Here is a 17,039-nt window from a genome sequence, read left to right as displayed (position 1 = left end):
TTACCAATATAAGCTTGATTTTATGCTTAAACAGAACTAAAATTTAAGAAAGAACAATTATTTTTCATTACTTTTTATCTGTTTAAGGAGACAGTATGCTGGCAGAAAAATTATATCACGGTACATTCAGAGAAAGAGGCCAAAGAATTATCTTTGCTAATAAGATGGAGATAAGCAAAGGAGATAATCATTGGCTTGGTAACGGAAGTTATTTTTTTGTAGAGGCATTGTATGCATATAAATGGATTTTGGATATGTATCTCGGAAGATTTCTAAAGCACGACGGAGAATTCAGCGACGAAAATCTAATTAAAAACTACATGATTCTAAAAGCCAACTTTCATGACCAATGTAGAGTTTTTGATCTAACAAGCGCCGAACATAAAATTACTTTTGATCAAGTTTATTTGCAACTCAATCAAAAAAAAGAATACAGCGATAAGTTTCGTGAAATGGAAATTGCAGATGGTGTTGTTATTAATTATATGTTTGATGTGATGAATTATACCAATGAATTCGACATTGTGAGAGCGATTTTCATACCAAACTCGAATAACTACAAAAATACACAAACCAGAATAGGTTTCATGCCACAAGAACAAATTTGTGTTAAAAATTCAGAAATGGTTAAAGAAATTATAGAATTCAATTATAGCGAGCAAATTGCATTTTATAAAGATTCAATTAAAAAACTAAGTTTCTCCTTTTACGAGTCAAAACTTAGCTATATTGAAAACAAGATGAAAAATAAATCCAACTCTTATCGTGCTCGTCCTAAAAGTTCTTATAAAAAATCACATAAATAAAGCATACTAACCAAATATTATGGATATGATGTTTTTAAAGTTTCTTAAGGAGGTTCACATTATGGGTATTGAAGAAAGATTAAAACAAATTACTGAACATTTCAAAAATTTATCACCTGAAGAATTTGAAAATAATTTAATCAAATCAGGAGTTGAAGAAATTAAGGTTAGTGGTATGAAAATTATTACTAATGATGAATTAGAAAAAGAAATGAGCTATACTTATTCCTTATCAGACGGTTTTTTGAAAGGAATGAGTAGGACTTCTGAATTAACTTCCTACTCTTTTTTTGAAAATGAGGTAGCTTAATGAACAATAAAAATGAAAGTACAAAAAGTGATTATCAAAGTGCTCTTAGATTTGTCCAATACATTGTAAACACAGTGGAATTTCACACAAATGAGGAATTTGATGAAGAAACTTCCGTTGGTATTGATTTTAGTGTAAAACGTGATATCAAGTTTCTTGATGATGAAGATAATACTATGTTAGTTACATTACTCATTAATATTTTTGATAATCCTCAAGAGAATAATTACCCTTTCAGTATGTTTGTTAGTTTGACAGGAATTTTTGAAATTGATGAGGTTAGCTCTGAACAAAAAAGCAATCTTGCTCAAATCAATGCTGTTGCCATTTTATTTCCTTATGTACGATCTCTGGTTTCTACATATACAGCAAATGCTAATGTAAGTCCTTTAATATTACCTGCAATTAATGTTATTAAACTGATCGAATCACAGGAAGATTGAATTTATTTCCAAGTGTCAAAGTCCCTACACATTACTGGTATCTTTCCAAATAAATGTGTAGGGACTTTTTAATATTTACACCCATAAATAGACTTTCCCTTTATTTATAGAGATTATATTAAAATCAGTTTTGACTCTGTAGGGGCCCATAGGATTATCTACATAATTCCTATGGCCCCTGCTACTCATAAATTCATTCAAGGCGATATACGCTCAAACTCCGCAAACTCAATCCGATTACGCCCATTTTGCTTCGCCTGATACAACGCCTTATCCACCGCAGCGAACAGTTGAATCAGATACCCCTCCGGGTTATCCGGTACATGCTCCAATTCAAAATCCTCAATAGACAGAATGCCTATACTAATCGTAATGGACACCTGTTCGATCTCGTGATCCACCATAATGCGGTTAGACTCCACCGATAATCTCACGCGCTCTGCAATTTGATTAGCCACGTCATGCTCCGTATGCGGAAGGTAGATCATAAACTCCTCCCCGCCATATCGCGTTAGAATATCGGTACTCCGAATGGAATCTTTGACGGCCTGAGCCGTGCGATGCAGCACTTCATCCCCGATGACATGTCCGTAGCGATCATTGATCGCTTTGAAGTAGTCAATATCCAGCAGTATGAGTGAAAACGGCGTTTTATATTGAATGTTGGTGATGACCTCGTGATTTAGGTGTTGGGTCAGATAACGGCGATTGTAGCAGTTCGTTAGACTGTCCGTCAGGGCGAGTTCTTCCAGCTTGCGATTGGCCTCGGACAACTCCAGACGAATGCGATCCAGGGCATGATTACGCTCCTGAAGCGTCTCATTCTGCCTATTCATTTCTTTGACATAGAAGCGCTCTTGAGAGACATCCTGGAACGTAAGGATATGACCCCTGGGTGCGCGCGCAGCATCCACAATGGGAGACGCTTGTAGGATATAATGACGGATGTCATCCCGCCCCACGAGTACTTCAATTTGAGACAAGGTATTGTCTTTTTGCTTATACTCCTCCAGGAACTTCTGGCGGCTACCCTCTACACGAACAGAACCCAGAAATGCCTCCATATCAAAAGAATCCCCCACATGCAGATCCATGAAGGATCGGGAGGCTTTGTTCAATTCAATAATCATCTCATTCTCATCCAGTACAAGGATGCCGTAAGGAATGGTATTGATTACATCCTCATGGGCGATGGAAACCAGATCGAACACATTGTACCTTTTTATGACATAGACGAAGAAAAGGTCGGACACGAAAATCCCCAGCGAAGTCAGTCCGGGAATAATGAACGGTAAATACGCTCTTAGAACCACATTAAGCAGAGCGTCGATTGTTGCAAAAGCAGCCAGCACGAATATGCCCCATAGCGTAACTTTCACCTGATTTTTAATCATGGAAGACGTTCGAGAAGAATAAAGTGCCCGGAATAAAATAAAGAGGGACGTTACAAAGTAACTCACGAGTATAGCCATGACAACCCAGAACCAGTGTCCATATTCCCGCTCGACATAACCGCCTTCAAGTGGAGTTACAAACCACCCCCATGGGTTCAGGATCACGCCAACCGCTCCAATAACCGCAGGGATGAACAATAGTAAGGATTTTTTTTGGCCTAATCGCTCCGCTTCACCCGTAATGAAGATCGTAAGCAGCAGCCAACCACTCCCTAGTAAGGAAACGGCGACAAAAGATAACGTAACATAGAACAACTGCAAGCCGGGGTCCTTCGTCAACGTACTCGCAAATTGACAGAATGGCCAGAGCATCATCAACCCATGAAACAAAAAGTAAACCTTATGTAAGTTCGTAATTCTAACCGTTGCAAAAACATATACGTATACACCAAACAATAGGACGAATAGAAAGAGATCATACCATACTAATGGGCTCACGAATCTTCTCCTTTTTGTATGCGACAACGAGGATAGTATTGAACTGGGTTATTCCTTAACGCTATGTGAATCTTCGATAAACCTATAAAAGATATTCCTATATTATTGCTATTGGTTAATTTAACCACATCTTATCACACCGCTAATGGGGTGAGTAGCCCATACAATGGCAAACCAACCAACCTCTGTTTGAATTTTGCGCAATTTTTGCGTTTTTGTGAATGAAATTGAACGTTTAGATGTAAACCGGGAGGAAAGAAGACCTTGTTAGCTGTCGTAAGAAGCAAGCAGGTACGTATGTAGAGCCCTCCGTCACCGGACGGCCCTCTCCTCATTCGTGTACAGTAGTCAAAGGCAAATTGTCCGAGAACAAATCCGGATTATCTTGGAGCATGCTCGTGATTACTTCCGTCAACAAGGCCGCATCACACACTCTGACAGCCGCATCGCCAAGCTGCCCCTTACGCATCGCACCTTTACGTTCAAGAACGTCATCCACTTTCCAAAAATGCTCCGACCACGACAATCCGCAATGTCTCCGAGAAGGCACTGAAATTTCGGTTCCATCGGGCAAAACCGTGCGTAACATCTCAGGCTCATCCGTTAATCTGCCCGGGATGTCGACCCATTCTTCGATACCATGGATAAACGTATTCCGTTTCAGATCAACGCCCACCAAAAGGATGGTTGCCTTCCGATCGAGCAGCTTCCCCCAGGCCGAGCCTCTAGCACAAGGTGTATCGAAAAGATGATCGTCCTTCGTAAATGCTTCGGCGTCGCGTCCCAGAGCAGCTACCGAATGTGTAGGGTGCCAAGAACGTACTACTTCAGGTCGTTTGCGAAATAGCTCAGGCAGAATACCGACGCAGCATGGTGAGGATTCCACGTGGAACATCGGATTGTCCGCATTGATCGTGGACCATGTATGCGTTGGCAATACCAGCAGTCCGTCCTTCATATACTCGGTGAATGCATCCAACACCGTATCCGCACCGCCTTCGACTTCGCCCATGCTTTTCATGGAAGAGTGAACGAGCAGCGTCCCTTGGTCGTCAATACCGAGCTGACGCAGTTGGTGGAGCAAACTTTCTTGCGTATGTATCATGAATAGATAACCTCCTTTGGGCTATTATAGCAAAATAGAACGTAGACGACGGTACTAACGTTATCCTTTGTATTGGACAGAGCATGAGACCCGTTTCAGGCCATACACCATGCGCCTCACGGCAAGACAAAGGGCCGGGGAACCCCCCGGCCATAAGGAAAGAATTTGTATAAGTTCATGAATAACAAAACTATTTAATCACAACGTATTCCAGGTTCACCAATTTCGCATAGGTCACGATTTGATCCGTAGTCAGGTTCAAAGATACTACGGTATGGTGACCGCCGCCATTCTCGATCCAAGCTCTAACCCCATCCTGGAAGTTAGGCTTCACATTCCACAATACACGGGCTACCGGCAGATTAGGTGCTGGAACGGTCGGTTCAAATGCAGATACTTCGTTGATCAGCAGTTTGTAATGTGTACCGAAGTCTGCCATGGATACCACGACACCTTCGCCTGCTTTGCCATCAAATACAAGACGAGCCGGATCTTCGCGATCGCCAATACCCAGTGGGGACACAATGATTCTCGGTTTGGTGCTGGCAAGTGTCGGATCTACTTCAAGCATGTGAGATTGCAGGATCGCTTCCTGTCCAGCAGCCATCTCGTATGTGTAATCTTCCATGAAGCCCGTATTCTCGTTATGGGCCATGATTTTCAGTAAACGATCCAGCGCAGCTGTTTTCCAGTCACCCTCACCGGCAAATCCGTACCCTTGAGCCATCAGGCGTTGTACTGCAAGACCCGGAAGTTGTTTCATGCCATGCAGATCTTCGAAGTTTGTAGTGAAGGCACTGTAACCACCTTCGTCTAGGAAACGTTTGATCGCAATTTCATAACTTGCTTGTACACGTACGCTAGCTTCCCAAGCTTCCTTACTGTTCGTGCCATAATCGAATTCATACAGGTCTGCGTACTGAGCGATCAGATCGTCGATTTCCTGTTCTGTTACAGCGTTCACATATTGCACGAGGTCGCCAATGCCGAAATAATCGACTGTCCATCCGAATTGGATCTGTGCTTCTACTTTATCGCCTTCGGTCACGCCCACGTTACGCATATTGTCGCCAAAACGAGCAACCTTGATGTTAAAGCTTTCATTATAAGCTACCGCTACGTCCATCCAGTCCGCAACCTGCTGCTGCACTTCTGGGCGTTCCCAGTAACCAACAACGATTTTGTTTTGTTTTCTCAGGCGTGCATTGATGAAGCCATACTCACGGTCACCGTGAGCGGCTTGGTTCAAGTTCATGAAGTCCATGTCGATTGTCGCCCATGGAATACTTTCATTGAATTGTGTTGCGAGATGAAGCAACGGTTTTTGCAGTAATTTCGTACCCCGAATCCACATTTTTGCAGGCGAGAACGTATGCATCCAAGTGATTACACCCGCTACCTCGTCGCGATAGTTCACTTCTTTCATGATGCTCGTGATTTTATCTGCGCTTACCGCCAAATCCTGCAATACGAGCGGGTATGGCAGAACGCCGCTTGCATTGAGGGCATCCGTAATTTTCTGTGCGTTGGCTTTAACCTCACCCAGTGCTTCTTCCCCGTACAGATGCTGCGAACCTACGACGAACCAAAACTGTTTAGCTGCTGTTGCTGACATGTAATCATCCTCTTTTCATTTTTATAGTTGAACAAATGGGTTACACTTACCACTCCGATTGCAGTACCATCTTCCGATCGCTGGTTATCCCCGGATTTCTTTGATCAATTTTAATAAGGATGATATCCGGTTATAAAGGCGAGCGCTTCGCTTCTACAGATTGGTACTGCACTCTCCGTTATCGTGTAAAAGTTTGATACAACTTCATTGGTAGTAGTAACAAACAACTTATTCGCTTGAATTATTATCAACCGATCGCTACATAACCAAATTACTTCTGTCCGTAGTAGGCGTCTTTTCCGTGTTTCCGCAGATAGTGTTTATCCAAAATGCCTTGCGGCAGTTCTTTTGCAAAGTTATTCAATTGCCGCGCATACAGGTTCATTTTGCATACTTCCTCCAGCACGACGCTGTTTACAACCGCCGACTTGGCGTCTTTCCCCCATGTAAACGGTGCATGTCCATGAAGCAGAACTGCCGGGATTGCCATCACATCCAGCCCGCGCTGTTCAAATGTTTCAATAATGAGACGGCCCGTCTCCGCTTCGTATCCGCGATCAACTTCATCCTGGTTCAAGAAACGGGCACAAGGTACGGCACCATAGAAGGTGTCAGCATGCGTCGTCCCCATCACGGGTACGTCCAGACCAGCTTGCGCCCAGATGGTCGCCCAAGTGGAATGAGTATGCACAATACCACCGATTTCCGGGTAATGTTTGTATAGCACAGCATGTGTGGCGGTATCCGAAGAAGGTCTCATTTCGCCCTCCACCACATTGCCATCCAGATCAACTACAACCATGTCGCTTGGCTTCATCTTGTCGTAGCTGACACCGCTCGGTTTGATGACAAACAGGCCACTATCCCGATCCATCGCGCTGACATTACCCCATGTGAACTTCACAAGTCCGTGCTTCGGCAGCTCGAGATTCGCCTCATAGACCTCTTCTTTCAGTTGTTCTAACATGTTATTCCCTCCCGTTCTCTAATAGTGCGTGTTCAAAAAGTCGGTTTTCAGTACCGAGAAGATGGGATGAAGCTAGAAATGGAGTAGCGGAGCGTAGATAGAGCTACGTGAGCAACGGACATTTCGGCTGAATTCCATATTCGATGTTGATGATGCCACTAGGCATCCTTCGTAATCAAAAGCGGTCTTTTTGAACAACCTCTACCAGATGATCTACCGCCGCCTGCTCAATCGCGAGGCCCTTCCGATAACGTTCGATAAATGCTTCAAACCCTTTGACATCCGATGCATCCGGCTCAACTTCCTCACCCTGGACATCGATAAAAACCTTCTGCTCTAGGAACACATCCAGACTCTCCTGCTGATCCTTGTTGATCATGTACGAGGCCAGAAGCGCCATACCCCATGCGCCGCCTTCACCCGCTGTAGACATGACTGACACCGGCACGTTCATCGCTGCGGCTACAATCCGCTGACCGACGACAGGGGTCTTGAACAGACCACCATGAGCCAAAATGCTGTCAATCGCCACATGCTCGTTCTTCGTCAAAATGTCCATGCCGAGCTTGAGTGCACCAAACGCGGTGAACAGATGCGTGCGCATGAAGTTCGCCAGATTGAAGTTGCTTTCCGGTGAGCGGACGAACAATGGACGGCCTTTGTCGATGCCCGTAATGTTTTCACCCGAGTAATAACCGTAGCTCAGCAAACCGCCACCATCCGGGTCGGCTTCCAACGCTTTATTGAACATCACGCTGAACAATTTACCGGTGTCCACTTCGTATCCCATCGCCTCGGAAAATTCACGGAATAATCCAAGCCAGGCGTTGATGTCACTGGAGCAGTTGTTGGCATGCACCATGCCTACCGGACTGCCGTCCGGGGTCGTAACCATATCGATCTCGGGATACACTTTGGACAATTCCTTCTCCAAGACGATCATCGCGAATACGGATGTGCCGACGGAGATGTTGCCCGTACGCTTCCTCACGCTATTCGTTGCTACCATACCCGTTCCGGCATCGCCTTCTGGCGGACACAGTGGAATGCCTGACTGCAAATCATTCGAAGGGTCGAGTAGCTTGGCTCCCGCTTCGGTTAACTCACCAGCATTCTCACCAGCGAGATACACCTTGGGAAGAAGGTCCTCGACCTTCCACGGATAACCTTTACTTGCAATCAGTTCATCGAACTGCTTGATCATGGATGGGTGATAGTTATGCGTGGACTCGTCGATTGGGAAAATGCCCGAGGCATCGCCGATACCGATGGCTTTATTGCCTGTCAGCAGCAAGTGTATGTAACCAGCCAAGGTTGTCAGGTGATCAATGCGAGGCACATGGGTCTCTTCGTTCAAGATCGCTTGATACAAATGAGCGATACTCCAGCGTTCCGGGATATTGAACTGTAGAAGATCCGTCAGCTCCCTTGCAGCCTTCCCTGTGGTCGCATTACGCCACGTCCGAAACGGTACCAGCAGCTCTCCCGTGCTATCCAATGCGATATATCCATGCATCATAGCCGAGAATCCGATGGAACCTACCGTTTGCAGCTTGATTCCGTATTTCCGCTCTACGTCTTGCTTCATCTCACCATACGCGGTCTGAAGACCTGTGATGATATCCTCCTGGTTGTATGTCCAATATCCGTCTTTCAGGAGGTTCTCCCATTCATAACTGCCTGACGCGATGGTCTCAAAACGTTCGTCAATCAGCACCGCCTTGATTCGCGTCGATCCAAATTCGATTCCTAGTGAAGTGGCTCCCTTGGTAATCGCTTCTTTCATATCCACATGACTCATGATCACGTAGTCCCCTCTCTGACACAGTAGGTAAAAGTAAAAAATAATTGGCTTAAAGATGATTGAAATAGATTCATATTTCGGTTCATTGAAAAGAATGCGCTTTCCTTTTCTGACAGCCTTAGTATATTTTTTGTACGTACATTTGTCAATAATATATAATAGTTATACTTACATTAGTTAAGATATAACGTCTATACGATCTCATTTCTTTGCTTAAAAGCTTATTTTGTAGGGTACACATTTCTGTTTAAGGATGGGAATTGTACGGTTTATTTTGTAAAACTGGCTGTTACATAGCCATTCCATTCGAATCATGATAAAATATGTACGTACAACTATGAATATGACGATGTTTTTTTATAGATAAGTAACGATGAAAGAAGTGGACTGCGTGAAGCCAAAGTATCAGGTCATCATTGACGATATCAAAAGCAATATCCTATCGGGAACCTATAGTGTAGGCGAACAAATCCCTACCGAATCCGCACTGCAGGACAGCTACAACGTGAGCCGCCAGACGGTACGAAAGGCCATTTTGGAGCTTTCGAACGAGGGGTTTTTGAGAAGTGAGAAGGGTTCCGGCACCTATGTAAGCAATCTGTATCGATCCAGAACCGGCGGGAACACGATGAAAAAAACAATCGGCGTCATCACGACGTACATCTCCGATTACATCTTCCCCTCCATCATTCGCGGCATTGAAGGCCGATTGAATGAGGACAATTATTCATTGCTGTTAGCCAGCACCAACAACGATGTCGCGCAAGAGAAAAAGGCGCTCGAGATGATGCTGTCCTACGGTGTGGATGGCCTGATCGTCGAACCGACCAAGAGCAACTTGTACAACCCCAACATAGCGTACTACCTTTCCTTTAAAGAGCAGGATGTACCGTTTACAATGATCAATGCCTTTTATGAAGAGCTGGAGGTGCCTTTCTTCTGTCTGGATGACGTGCAGTCCAGCTACCTGGCTACCCGGGAACTGATCGCTAAAGGACATAGCCAGATCGGCATTATCGCGAAAATGGATGATTTACAAGGGAAGTATCGGATGAAGGGATATATCAAAGCGCTGGGCGAAGCCAAGTTACGGTTTCATCCCGAGCAAGTGCTGTCGTTCGATACGGCATCGAAGCCGGACCTCTCCACCAATCTGGAGGTGTTTCTGGAGGAAAACAAAGATGCGCTAACATCCCTTGTCTGTTACAACGATGAGGTGGGGCTAGAAGTCGTACATGCATGTAGAAAGCTGGGCATTTCCATTCCTGACGAGTTATCCATTATCGGCCAGGACAATTCTTATATCGCCAAGAACGCCAACATCAAACTCACGACATTAACTCATCCCCAAGAGCAAATGGGCCGTGACGCTGCGGATTGGGTCATCAAGAAACTGCAAGGCAAAAAGGATCTGCCCACCAACACCTATTACCAGCCCGTGCTGGTTGAGGGCGAGACAGTAAAAGAGATTGAGTTGGAATAGTATTGGGACCGAGGTTTGGTTAATGGGGATTGCTCTATAAAAGGGGTAATTACAACCTCAACCACCCGCCTTTTGTTCGTCGACACCATGTTCTTGCTGAAATACGAAGAGGCTGCCATAATGGCAGCCTAAGATGTTTTGCTTTAGTCATTCTTTTTAGCTAGAACGGGAACTAACTCATAAGGAGTGTCTCTTCCAATGAAGAGGCCTGCATTATTTTGTGATACCATTCCAGAACGTCAGCTCGTCAACGGGCAGTCGAGTCGTCGGATGTCCCGGTTGCGAGGCTTTGCCGATGGAAATGAGAATGGTTGGAACATAACGATCGGGAATATCGAACGCTTCAATGAATTTATTTTTATCGTATCCAGCCATTGGAACGGTATCATAACCACGCGCTTTGGCGGCGAGCATGAATTGCATCGATAATAGACCACAATCAAATATTACGCCGTCCTTGATATATTGAGAATCCATGCTTCCCAGCATTCCCTTCATGTTGGTAACCAACGAATCCTTAACTTCCTTCGTCATATAACCAGCTTCTACAGAAGCGTCGTAAACGGAATCCACCTGTTTGATATACTCCAAATCACCCAGCACCGCAATAACGGCCGAGGCATCTACTACCTGCTGCTGGTTATTCGCGATGGGAAGCAATTGTTCTTTCAGAGTCTGATCATTAAAGACAATGAATTTCCATGGCTGCATATTCGCGCCAGATGGAGCAAGGGCTGCTTCAGTCAGAATATCTTTCAATTCCTCCTCTGAAATGTTGACCGCAGGATCGTAATGCCGTACAGAACGTCTTTCCTTTACCACTTCCATGAAGCTTTGCTCTTGTTTTACGCTCTCCATCCCATTTTGCCTCCCATTTATATACTGTGTATTATTTAACACAGTTAAAGATAAAAAAATAAACCACTTAACTGTGCTAATATAAGCACAGTATATCTGTGGATGGGTATGTTGTCAATTCTCCATTATCGGACTCATTCGTTTGGCCATGTCGGCAATGGTGTATTTTCGCAGAATTTCCAACACGCTATGATTAATTTCCCCCGTAATATCGTTGAACATGTCATGCATCTGCATACCAAAGGAGTGATCGCCTGTGGAATCCAGCATTCCTTCACACAGCGATGCCTCGGTCTGAAGCGAAAGATATATATCGGCTAGTGTCACTGATTCCGGCGGCTGCTTCATGCGATAACCTCCATCGCGTCCTTCACGAACCTCTAGAATGTTCTCCTGAGCGAGTTTCGCCAATATTCGGCGAATCAATGTTGCTTCTGAGCATAATTGATCGGCGATATTGTTACTTGGATAGCGGTTAGAACTATTAGACATGAACACAAGGGCCTGCAATGCCAAGCCGAATGCCTTGCTATTGGAGGGACAGGTATGTTTGGCCTTTTTCATCGTACAGGGCTCCCTTCTTCGTTGCGTCCTGTGTGAATTATAGCAAACCGCCAACTACCATTCAACACGCCATCGAGGTTTACAGACAGCAGCTTGCTACTTTAAACAGAAGGTACACGCCCAAGAAATAAAATAAGGGAAGCTTCCAAAACAATCAAATCCTCTACTCCTGACACAGCAGGCAAGCAATATAACTATTTTGTTCAAATAAACTTCAAAACATCATATAATAACCTCTTAACAAACCATTAAAACTGGTATATTATACAATTGTAGCAAAATTTTATTATATTTCGAGAGGGGATTTTAAACTTGAAAAAGACGCTTTCTATGGTTGTCGTCATGAATCTATTTCTCAGTTTTGCCTTCGGCTTTCAAGCGTTTGCAGACGATGACATGGCCGAATCGGGAGTTCACCCTGATGCCCATGTCGCAGAACAGGTAATGCAGCCAAGTGAGGAAATGATATCCACACTTACCAAGGATGTTTCTGAGTTGGATTCGTCCAAACTGAAGAATCATCGGGTAAAAGTACCTGTAAACTTGGAATCGGCTACCGCGTCTTCAGAATTACAAAAGGGACTCATTTCGGCTCCGCAATCGATTATCGCTACAGCCACAGCAGAGACTAATACATACACGGGCTACATCCAACAAGAAGGTACGTCCAGCTTTTTATACCCTATTTATGTACAACCGGGAAGCATACTGCAAGTACAAATGGATAATCCGGCATCGGCGCAGCTAGATTACGATCTATATCTCTACGAATTTGACATGTCCACTGGTGATTTGAACCCAACTCCAATTGATTATTCAATATATGGAACGTATCTGAATAACTACGGAAACGGATCAAGAACCTTGTCTGAAAATGTCGGCACGAAAAATAGCACCGCCAGTTCCAAAGCCTACTTAATTGAAGCCTACGGCGCAGTTGGAGGCAGCATCAATGAAGCATTCACCCTAACCGTTTCAACTAGCTCAACCTATGATTCATACGAGACAGATGAAAATGCACTTCATGCTTATCCTTTCACGGTTGCGACTGGTGGCTCTACTCTTTCAAGCCGCTCCATTAATTCGGAGGTCGATCAGGATTGGTATAAGATCACGGTTCCCGAAAGCAGAAATTACGATGCCATGCATATCGATCTGGATCAAGCCTCTGTAGGTAATGGCTATAAGGCGGAATTGTATGGTGCATTAAGCAACAATCGTATGGCACTAATGCCCTCCACCAACGGCAATGTGTCTCTAGGCACGGGCACATATTATTTGCGAGTGTATACAGCAAGTAACTATTCGGATAACAACTATTCATTACACCTTCAACCAGTGTTAAGAGCGGATAAAGTCGTGATCACAGGTTATAATTCTAATGGCGGTCCGAATGACTACCCCACATATGCCTATGGACGCTACTACCGGATTACGGGAACCAGTTTTACGGTGACTGGCGTTGCCGCGACTTCAGATAACTATGCGGTAGCCAATGCGGAAGTAGAAGTCCTTTGGGAGAATGATTATTGGACGGAAGGCAGTAACAACAGATATCGGAGTTCAAAGGTTATGACAAACAGCAGCGGCCAATTCACTGCTACGTTATCCCTGCCTCCTTCAACCGGGAGCATAAGTCAATACTTGCCAGGAGCTATAAGCTTCACTCACTACTATGATATTTGTGGTGTGCTGGCGAAGGTAACGAATCGTCCGAGTGCAAATGATACAGATATTGTGTATCACTTTGCCTACAGTATTTACGGAGGTTAAACAGATCAAGAAAAAGCAATGGGCGATTCGTCAACATGCCTGTTGCTTTTTTGTCCAATCATATTAAAAATATGGAATATTATTCCGATAGTATGAAGAGAAGTGAATTATTGGAATACATTAATCGAATAGGAGTGTGTATTTATGAAGGTTCAAAGTACGACTCAGTTTGACCTCAATACCTACATTCAATCGAAACAACGCGCGGATAAGCCCTCTTTAGTCACTGGCACGATACCCGAACTGTCGCATAACAACGACACAGTGGAGATTAGTCCGGCTTCCAGGCAGTTGGCAGCATCCGATATTGTAAATCATTCCGCTACATATTTTGGAACCGTTCAAATCAATGATTCCTTAAATCGCCTACTCACAGATCAACCCTCGGAGGTGAAGGAGGCTGTCTATGGCATCATTCAAGCTAACCTCATTACTAACATAACCGAGGAAGAGGACAGATCAGCATTGCTGGAATTGGGTCTCACACAAGCAAAGTATATCGCCGATAACTATATGAAAGGGGATAAAGCGACGGAATTCATGGATACGATTCGTCAAATCGCCGCCATCTCCACAACCAGAACGGTAGATCCTGAGACGAAAGAAATCCATTATGAGACTCCTCCTCAGAGACCTGTTGGCGCTCCAGATGATTATATCGATCTAACCTATATGATGAAGAAATTTGAACCCAAAACGCTGGATAAGCTCCAGGATGCAATTGTGAACGGAAAAGACTGGAACAGGATTCTTCAAAGCTTCGCCAAAAATGTATCGACTAATCAGGACTGGTTGAAGGAATACAAAGAGGACGTAGCCAAATCTACGGGGAATATCGCTGGGGAGAACAGATTCGAAAAAGCCTCTACTTCCAGCTTGTCTGAGTTTGCCCAAGATATCAAGAACATGATCGCTCATGCTGGATTAGTAAATAGCGATTTTCTGACAGACAATATAGAAGCATTTATACGAACCTTGGCAATCCCGAAATCCAATGGATAATGGAGAAGATTCACCAACATGAGTGACAAGCATGCCACTGAGAATCAAGATAAGAATGTTATACATACCTAAATTGATTCTCAGTGATGTCATGCCCTACACCACTTTTCTTTATTTGAATTTAATGTCAGCCACTTGGCCACTTTCAACAAAACCTATATTTTGATAAACCTTATTCGCATCAGGGTTCTTCAAATCAGCATATAGCATCGGATCTAAACCCTCTGATATGAGGATAGAACATAATTCTGCTACAACTGCACTTGCATATCCTTTCTTACGAAAGGCAGATGGTGTATATACTGCATTAATTCTCGCATGTCTTGGAGAGCGATGTGCAATATTAGCCATGGACACAGGGTAACCATCTACCAGCCATAGATACAGATTACCTGTTTCTATAGCCGACTCTGCTGCTGAGAGTTGACTAGATGGTTCAACTTTAACTCCATAAGCCCCTTCTGAGAAACCAGCTAAAAATTCCGCCACGGTCTCCAAATGCTGTCTTGTAGCTAGGTGCAGTGTCCCTTCTACATGAACTGGTTTCCTTACCTCTGAACAAACGTAGGATTCCATCATCATATAAGGAACAGATTGAACCTCGTTAGCCTCTGAGAATACCTCAGAAAAGTGTCCAACAGTCGCCTGATCTCCTGATATCCCCGGAAGCTCATTTCCCTTGAGAAATTCTAAAAGTTCTTGCAAGAGCTTGTTCTTTGGTTCAGCTGCAAGTTCTTTGGAAATCCACAACCAAGCGTTGTGCCCTTCGGTCTGGGCAAAGATCATTGTTTCATTAGATGCTTTTAGACAGGTTGAACGCTCTGACTCGCATATACGATGAATAAGATTGTACTGGACTTCATCGGCCATAAACATATTCTGATGCAGCACTTGATCGTTTACACCAAACTTCTGCAACATACCCATTCCTCCTCTATTCATGTAGAAGACACAAAAGCCCCATCCGTAGCCAAGAAGCGTACCGTAACGGTCGTTCCAACACCTTTTATACTTTCATAATTAATTTCCCCGTCATATTTTTCTACAATATTAAAACAGATCATTAATCCTAGTCCGGTGCCATTACTTTTTAATGAATAAAACGGCGTCCCGAGCGACTTCACCTCATCCTCTGACATTCCGCTCCCTTCATCCATAATTTTGATCTCAATATAATGTTGATTCCTCTTGGCAATCACAGTGACGGGTTTCCCCATATTCGATGCTTCCAATGCGTTTTTAATTAAATTCATCATCAACTGCTTAAACTCAATGGGATTAATAAAAATGAAGCAATCCTCTTCTGCCTCGATATGCATCTGATTATCAGATAACATCGCATAGGAACGAACCAGACCTGTTACACTCTGAAGAGCATCGTTCACATTCACTTTTTCTGGCTTCTGATCTTTATTCGGCTTGGAAAGGGTTAGAAACTGAGAGGTAATCTGTTCAACGGTATTCAACTCATCAATCATCAATTTGAACTTGTTTTTGACCGGATCATCAAATGCAGGATCTTCTCTGTATAACTGCAAAAAACCTCGAACAACGGTGACTGGATTTCTAATCTCATGCGCCACAGCAGCCGTCAAATGGGCTATCATCTTTAAACGCTCCGATTGTTGTAATTGTTCATGATAGAGCTGTTGCTTTTTCATACGACTAAAGGACAAATGGAAAATGAGAAATAATAAAATCTGACTCGCTATAATATTAATGAGGTTCCCTAGGATGTCATGATGTAAATACGAATATATATTACCTTGATCAATCAGGATGATATAGCCAAATGTGATCAAAATTAAAAATCCATTCAGAATGATGGAGAAATAAAACAGTTTTAAATCAAAAAACAGAATGGCAAGTGAGGGAATCAGACAAATGAGAATGTACGTAGTCCAGGTCACTGGATATAAGAAGAACAGGGTATAGAAATAAGCAAAGCCAAACAGGATGATGATCTTTCTGAAAACATAGGTTTCATGCTTCGGGTAGATCAACAAACAAACCGCTAGAATGGCCACACAAAAAAAATGGATGACATACCCCACTGTAATTCCGCTTAATTCTGTCGTCGATAGGATTAATCCAGATAACATAAGAGCAATGAGAGTTAACATGGAAATATAATATGTTTTTCGGTTCACCTGACTGTACAATTCTTTCATCCACTCACCACTTTAAATTAATGTCGACACCTCGGTATGTATGTAGCTCTTTTCATTCCTATATTTAAAGGCATCCCACTGGATGCCCTTATCTATAATAGCATTGTATCTCATTTAACTAGCTATACAATATGAAAATTTGAAATAAATGATTCCCAACAACATAAACCCAACATTAGTCAAACTAATGCAAGGCCTAGAATGCCAAGTAGCCGTACGGATCAATGTCCGTACGGCTGCTCTTGG

Annotated in this window: 15 protein-coding genes; 6 read left to right on the top strand and 9 right to left on the bottom strand. The window is 43.5% G+C overall.

Annotation, left to right across the window (positions count from 1 at the left end; translation table 11 throughout):
• The first annotated feature begins 95 nt into the window (after window positions 1–95).
• The 3 genes from CRO25_RS26360 (at window position 96) to CRO25_RS26350 (ending at window position 1,559) form a co-directional block, all read left to right on the top strand.
• Window positions 96–806, top strand: a complete 711-nt coding sequence (locus tag CRO25_RS26360; RefSeq protein WP_079697027.1) for a hypothetical protein — start codon at window positions 96–98, stop codon at window positions 804–806.
• 61 nt (window positions 807–867) lie between these two features.
• The gene (locus CRO25_RS26355; RefSeq protein WP_079697026.1) at window positions 868–1,116 is read left to right on the top strand and encodes a hypothetical protein; all 249 of its coding nucleotides are present in this window, start codon (window positions 868–870) and stop codon (window positions 1,114–1,116) included.
• Window positions 1,116–1,559 carry a protein-export chaperone SecB gene (locus tag CRO25_RS26350; protein ID WP_079697025.1) on the top strand — a complete coding sequence of 148 codons (444 nt, stop codon included), beginning with the start codon at window positions 1,116–1,118 and terminating at the stop codon, window positions 1,557–1,559. Before CRO25_RS26355 ends, CRO25_RS26350 begins: the two co-directional genes overlap by 1 nt.
• 197 nt (window positions 1,560–1,756) lie before the next feature.
• Here CRO25_RS26350 and CRO25_RS26345 read toward each other — a convergent pair whose 3' ends face one another.
• From CRO25_RS26345 to CRO25_RS26325, 5 genes are all read right to left on the bottom strand, one after another.
• Entirely contained in the window at window positions 1,757–3,451 is a 1,695-nt protein-coding gene (locus CRO25_RS26345; RefSeq protein ID WP_079697024.1) for a diguanylate cyclase, read from the bottom strand.
• A 331-nt stretch (window positions 3,452–3,782) separates the two neighbouring features.
• Complete coding sequence (locus CRO25_RS26340; protein WP_072733901.1) at window positions 3,783–4,556, bottom strand: AAC(3) family N-acetyltransferase; 774 nt, start codon at window positions 4,554–4,556, stop codon at window positions 3,783–3,785.
• 190 nt (window positions 4,557–4,746) lie between these two features.
• Entirely contained in the window at window positions 4,747–6,171 is a 1,425-nt protein-coding gene (gene araA / locus CRO25_RS26335; protein WP_097115828.1) for an L-arabinose isomerase, read from the bottom strand.
• Window positions 6,172–6,442: 271 nt separating this feature from the next.
• Complete coding sequence (locus CRO25_RS26330) at window positions 6,443–7,138, bottom strand: L-ribulose-5-phosphate 4-epimerase (protein ID WP_076287227.1); 696 nt, start codon at window positions 7,136–7,138, stop codon at window positions 6,443–6,445.
• Window positions 7,139–7,313: 175 nt separating this feature from the next.
• The gene (locus CRO25_RS26325) at window positions 7,314–8,939 is read right to left on the bottom strand and encodes a xylulokinase (RefSeq protein WP_079697022.1); all 1,626 of its coding nucleotides are present in this window, start codon (window positions 8,937–8,939) and stop codon (window positions 7,314–7,316) included.
• A 394-nt stretch (window positions 8,940–9,333) separates the two neighbouring features.
• Between CRO25_RS26325 and CRO25_RS26320 the strand changes: the two genes are divergently transcribed.
• The gene (locus tag CRO25_RS26320; RefSeq protein ID WP_079697021.1) at window positions 9,334–10,425 is read left to right on the top strand and encodes a GntR family transcriptional regulator; all 1,092 of its coding nucleotides are present in this window, start codon (window positions 9,334–9,336) and stop codon (window positions 10,423–10,425) included.
• Window positions 10,426–10,638: 213 nt separating this feature from the next.
• Here the strand turns inward: CRO25_RS26320 and CRO25_RS26315 are convergent, their stop codons facing one another.
• Window positions 10,639–11,283 (bottom strand): nitroreductase family protein, encoded by a 645-nt coding sequence (locus CRO25_RS26315; protein WP_079697020.1) that lies wholly within the window; start codon window positions 11,281–11,283, stop codon window positions 10,639–10,641.
• Window positions 11,284–11,397: 114 nt separating this feature from the next.
• Window positions 11,398–11,847 (bottom strand): Rrf2 family transcriptional regulator, encoded by a 450-nt coding sequence (locus tag CRO25_RS26310; protein ID WP_064641496.1) that lies wholly within the window; start codon window positions 11,845–11,847, stop codon window positions 11,398–11,400.
• Window positions 11,848–12,150: 303 nt separating this feature from the next.
• Here CRO25_RS26310 and CRO25_RS26305 point away from each other — a divergent pair, with 303 nt between their 5' ends.
• Window positions 12,151–13,620, top strand: coding sequence for a hypothetical protein (locus CRO25_RS26305; RefSeq protein ID WP_097115827.1), 1,470 nt, complete (start codon window positions 12,151–12,153; stop codon window positions 13,618–13,620).
• Between the two features lie 144 nt (window positions 13,621–13,764).
• Window positions 13,765–14,622, top strand: coding sequence for a hypothetical protein (locus CRO25_RS26300; RefSeq protein ID WP_079697019.1), 858 nt, complete (start codon window positions 13,765–13,767; stop codon window positions 14,620–14,622).
• Between the two features lie 111 nt (window positions 14,623–14,733).
• Here the strand turns inward: CRO25_RS26300 and CRO25_RS26295 are convergent, their stop codons facing one another.
• Together CRO25_RS26295 and CRO25_RS26290 are read right to left on the bottom strand one after the other, a co-directional pair.
• Complete coding sequence (locus CRO25_RS26295) at window positions 14,734–15,543, bottom strand: GNAT family N-acetyltransferase (RefSeq protein ID WP_063565789.1); 810 nt, start codon at window positions 15,541–15,543, stop codon at window positions 14,734–14,736.
• Between the two features lie 17 nt (window positions 15,544–15,560).
• On the bottom strand, window positions 15,561–16,793 hold the full coding sequence (locus CRO25_RS26290) for a HAMP domain-containing sensor histidine kinase (protein ID WP_079697018.1): 1,233 nt from the start codon (window positions 16,791–16,793) through the stop codon (window positions 15,561–15,563).
• Between the last annotated feature and the right edge of the window lie 246 nt (window positions 16,794–17,039).

It is taken from the genome of Paenibacillus sp. RU5M (assembly GCF_900221055.1).
GTDB classification, from domain to species: domain Bacteria; phylum Bacillota; class Bacilli; order Paenibacillales; family Paenibacillaceae; genus Paenibacillus; species Paenibacillus marchantiae.
This window is presented reverse-complemented; position numbering and strand designations above follow the sequence as displayed.

Coding starts and splice junctions, on each gene's coding strand:
- CRO25_RS26360 (WP_079697027.1), top strand. CDS start 96: ATGCTGGCAGAAAAATTATATCACGGTACATTCAGAGAAAGAGGCCAA.
- CRO25_RS26355 (WP_079697026.1), top strand. CDS start 868: ATGGGTATTGAAGAAAGATTAAAACAAATTACTGAACATTTCAAAAAT.
- CRO25_RS26350 (WP_079697025.1), top strand. CDS start 1,116: ATGAACAATAAAAATGAAAGTACAAAAAGTGATTATCAAAGTGCTCTT.
- CRO25_RS26340 (WP_072733901.1), bottom strand. CDS start 4,556: ATGATACATACGCAAGAAAGTTTGCTCCACCAACTGCGTCAGCTCGGT.
- araA (WP_097115828.1), bottom strand. CDS start 6,171: ATGTCAGCAACAGCAGCTAAACAGTTTTGGTTCGTCGTAGGTTCGCAG.
- CRO25_RS26330 (WP_076287227.1), bottom strand. CDS start 7,138: ATGTTAGAACAACTGAAAGAAGAGGTCTATGAGGCGAATCTCGAGCTG.
- CRO25_RS26325 (WP_079697022.1), bottom strand. CDS start 8,939: ATGAGTCATGTGGATATGAAAGAAGCGATTACCAAGGGAGCCACTTCA.
- CRO25_RS26315 (WP_079697020.1), bottom strand. CDS start 11,283: ATGGAGAGCGTAAAACAAGAGCAAAGCTTCATGGAAGTGGTAAAGGAA.
- CRO25_RS26310 (WP_064641496.1), bottom strand. CDS start 11,847: ATGAAAAAGGCCAAACATACCTGTCCCTCCAATAGCAAGGCATTCGGC.
- CRO25_RS26300 (WP_079697019.1), top strand. CDS start 13,765: ATGAAGGTTCAAAGTACGACTCAGTTTGACCTCAATACCTACATTCAA.
- CRO25_RS26295 (WP_063565789.1), bottom strand. CDS start 15,543: ATGTTGCAGAAGTTTGGTGTAAACGATCAAGTGCTGCATCAGAATATG.
- CRO25_RS26290 (WP_079697018.1), bottom strand. CDS start 16,793: ATGAAAGAATTGTACAGTCAGGTGAACCGAAAAACATATTATATTTCC.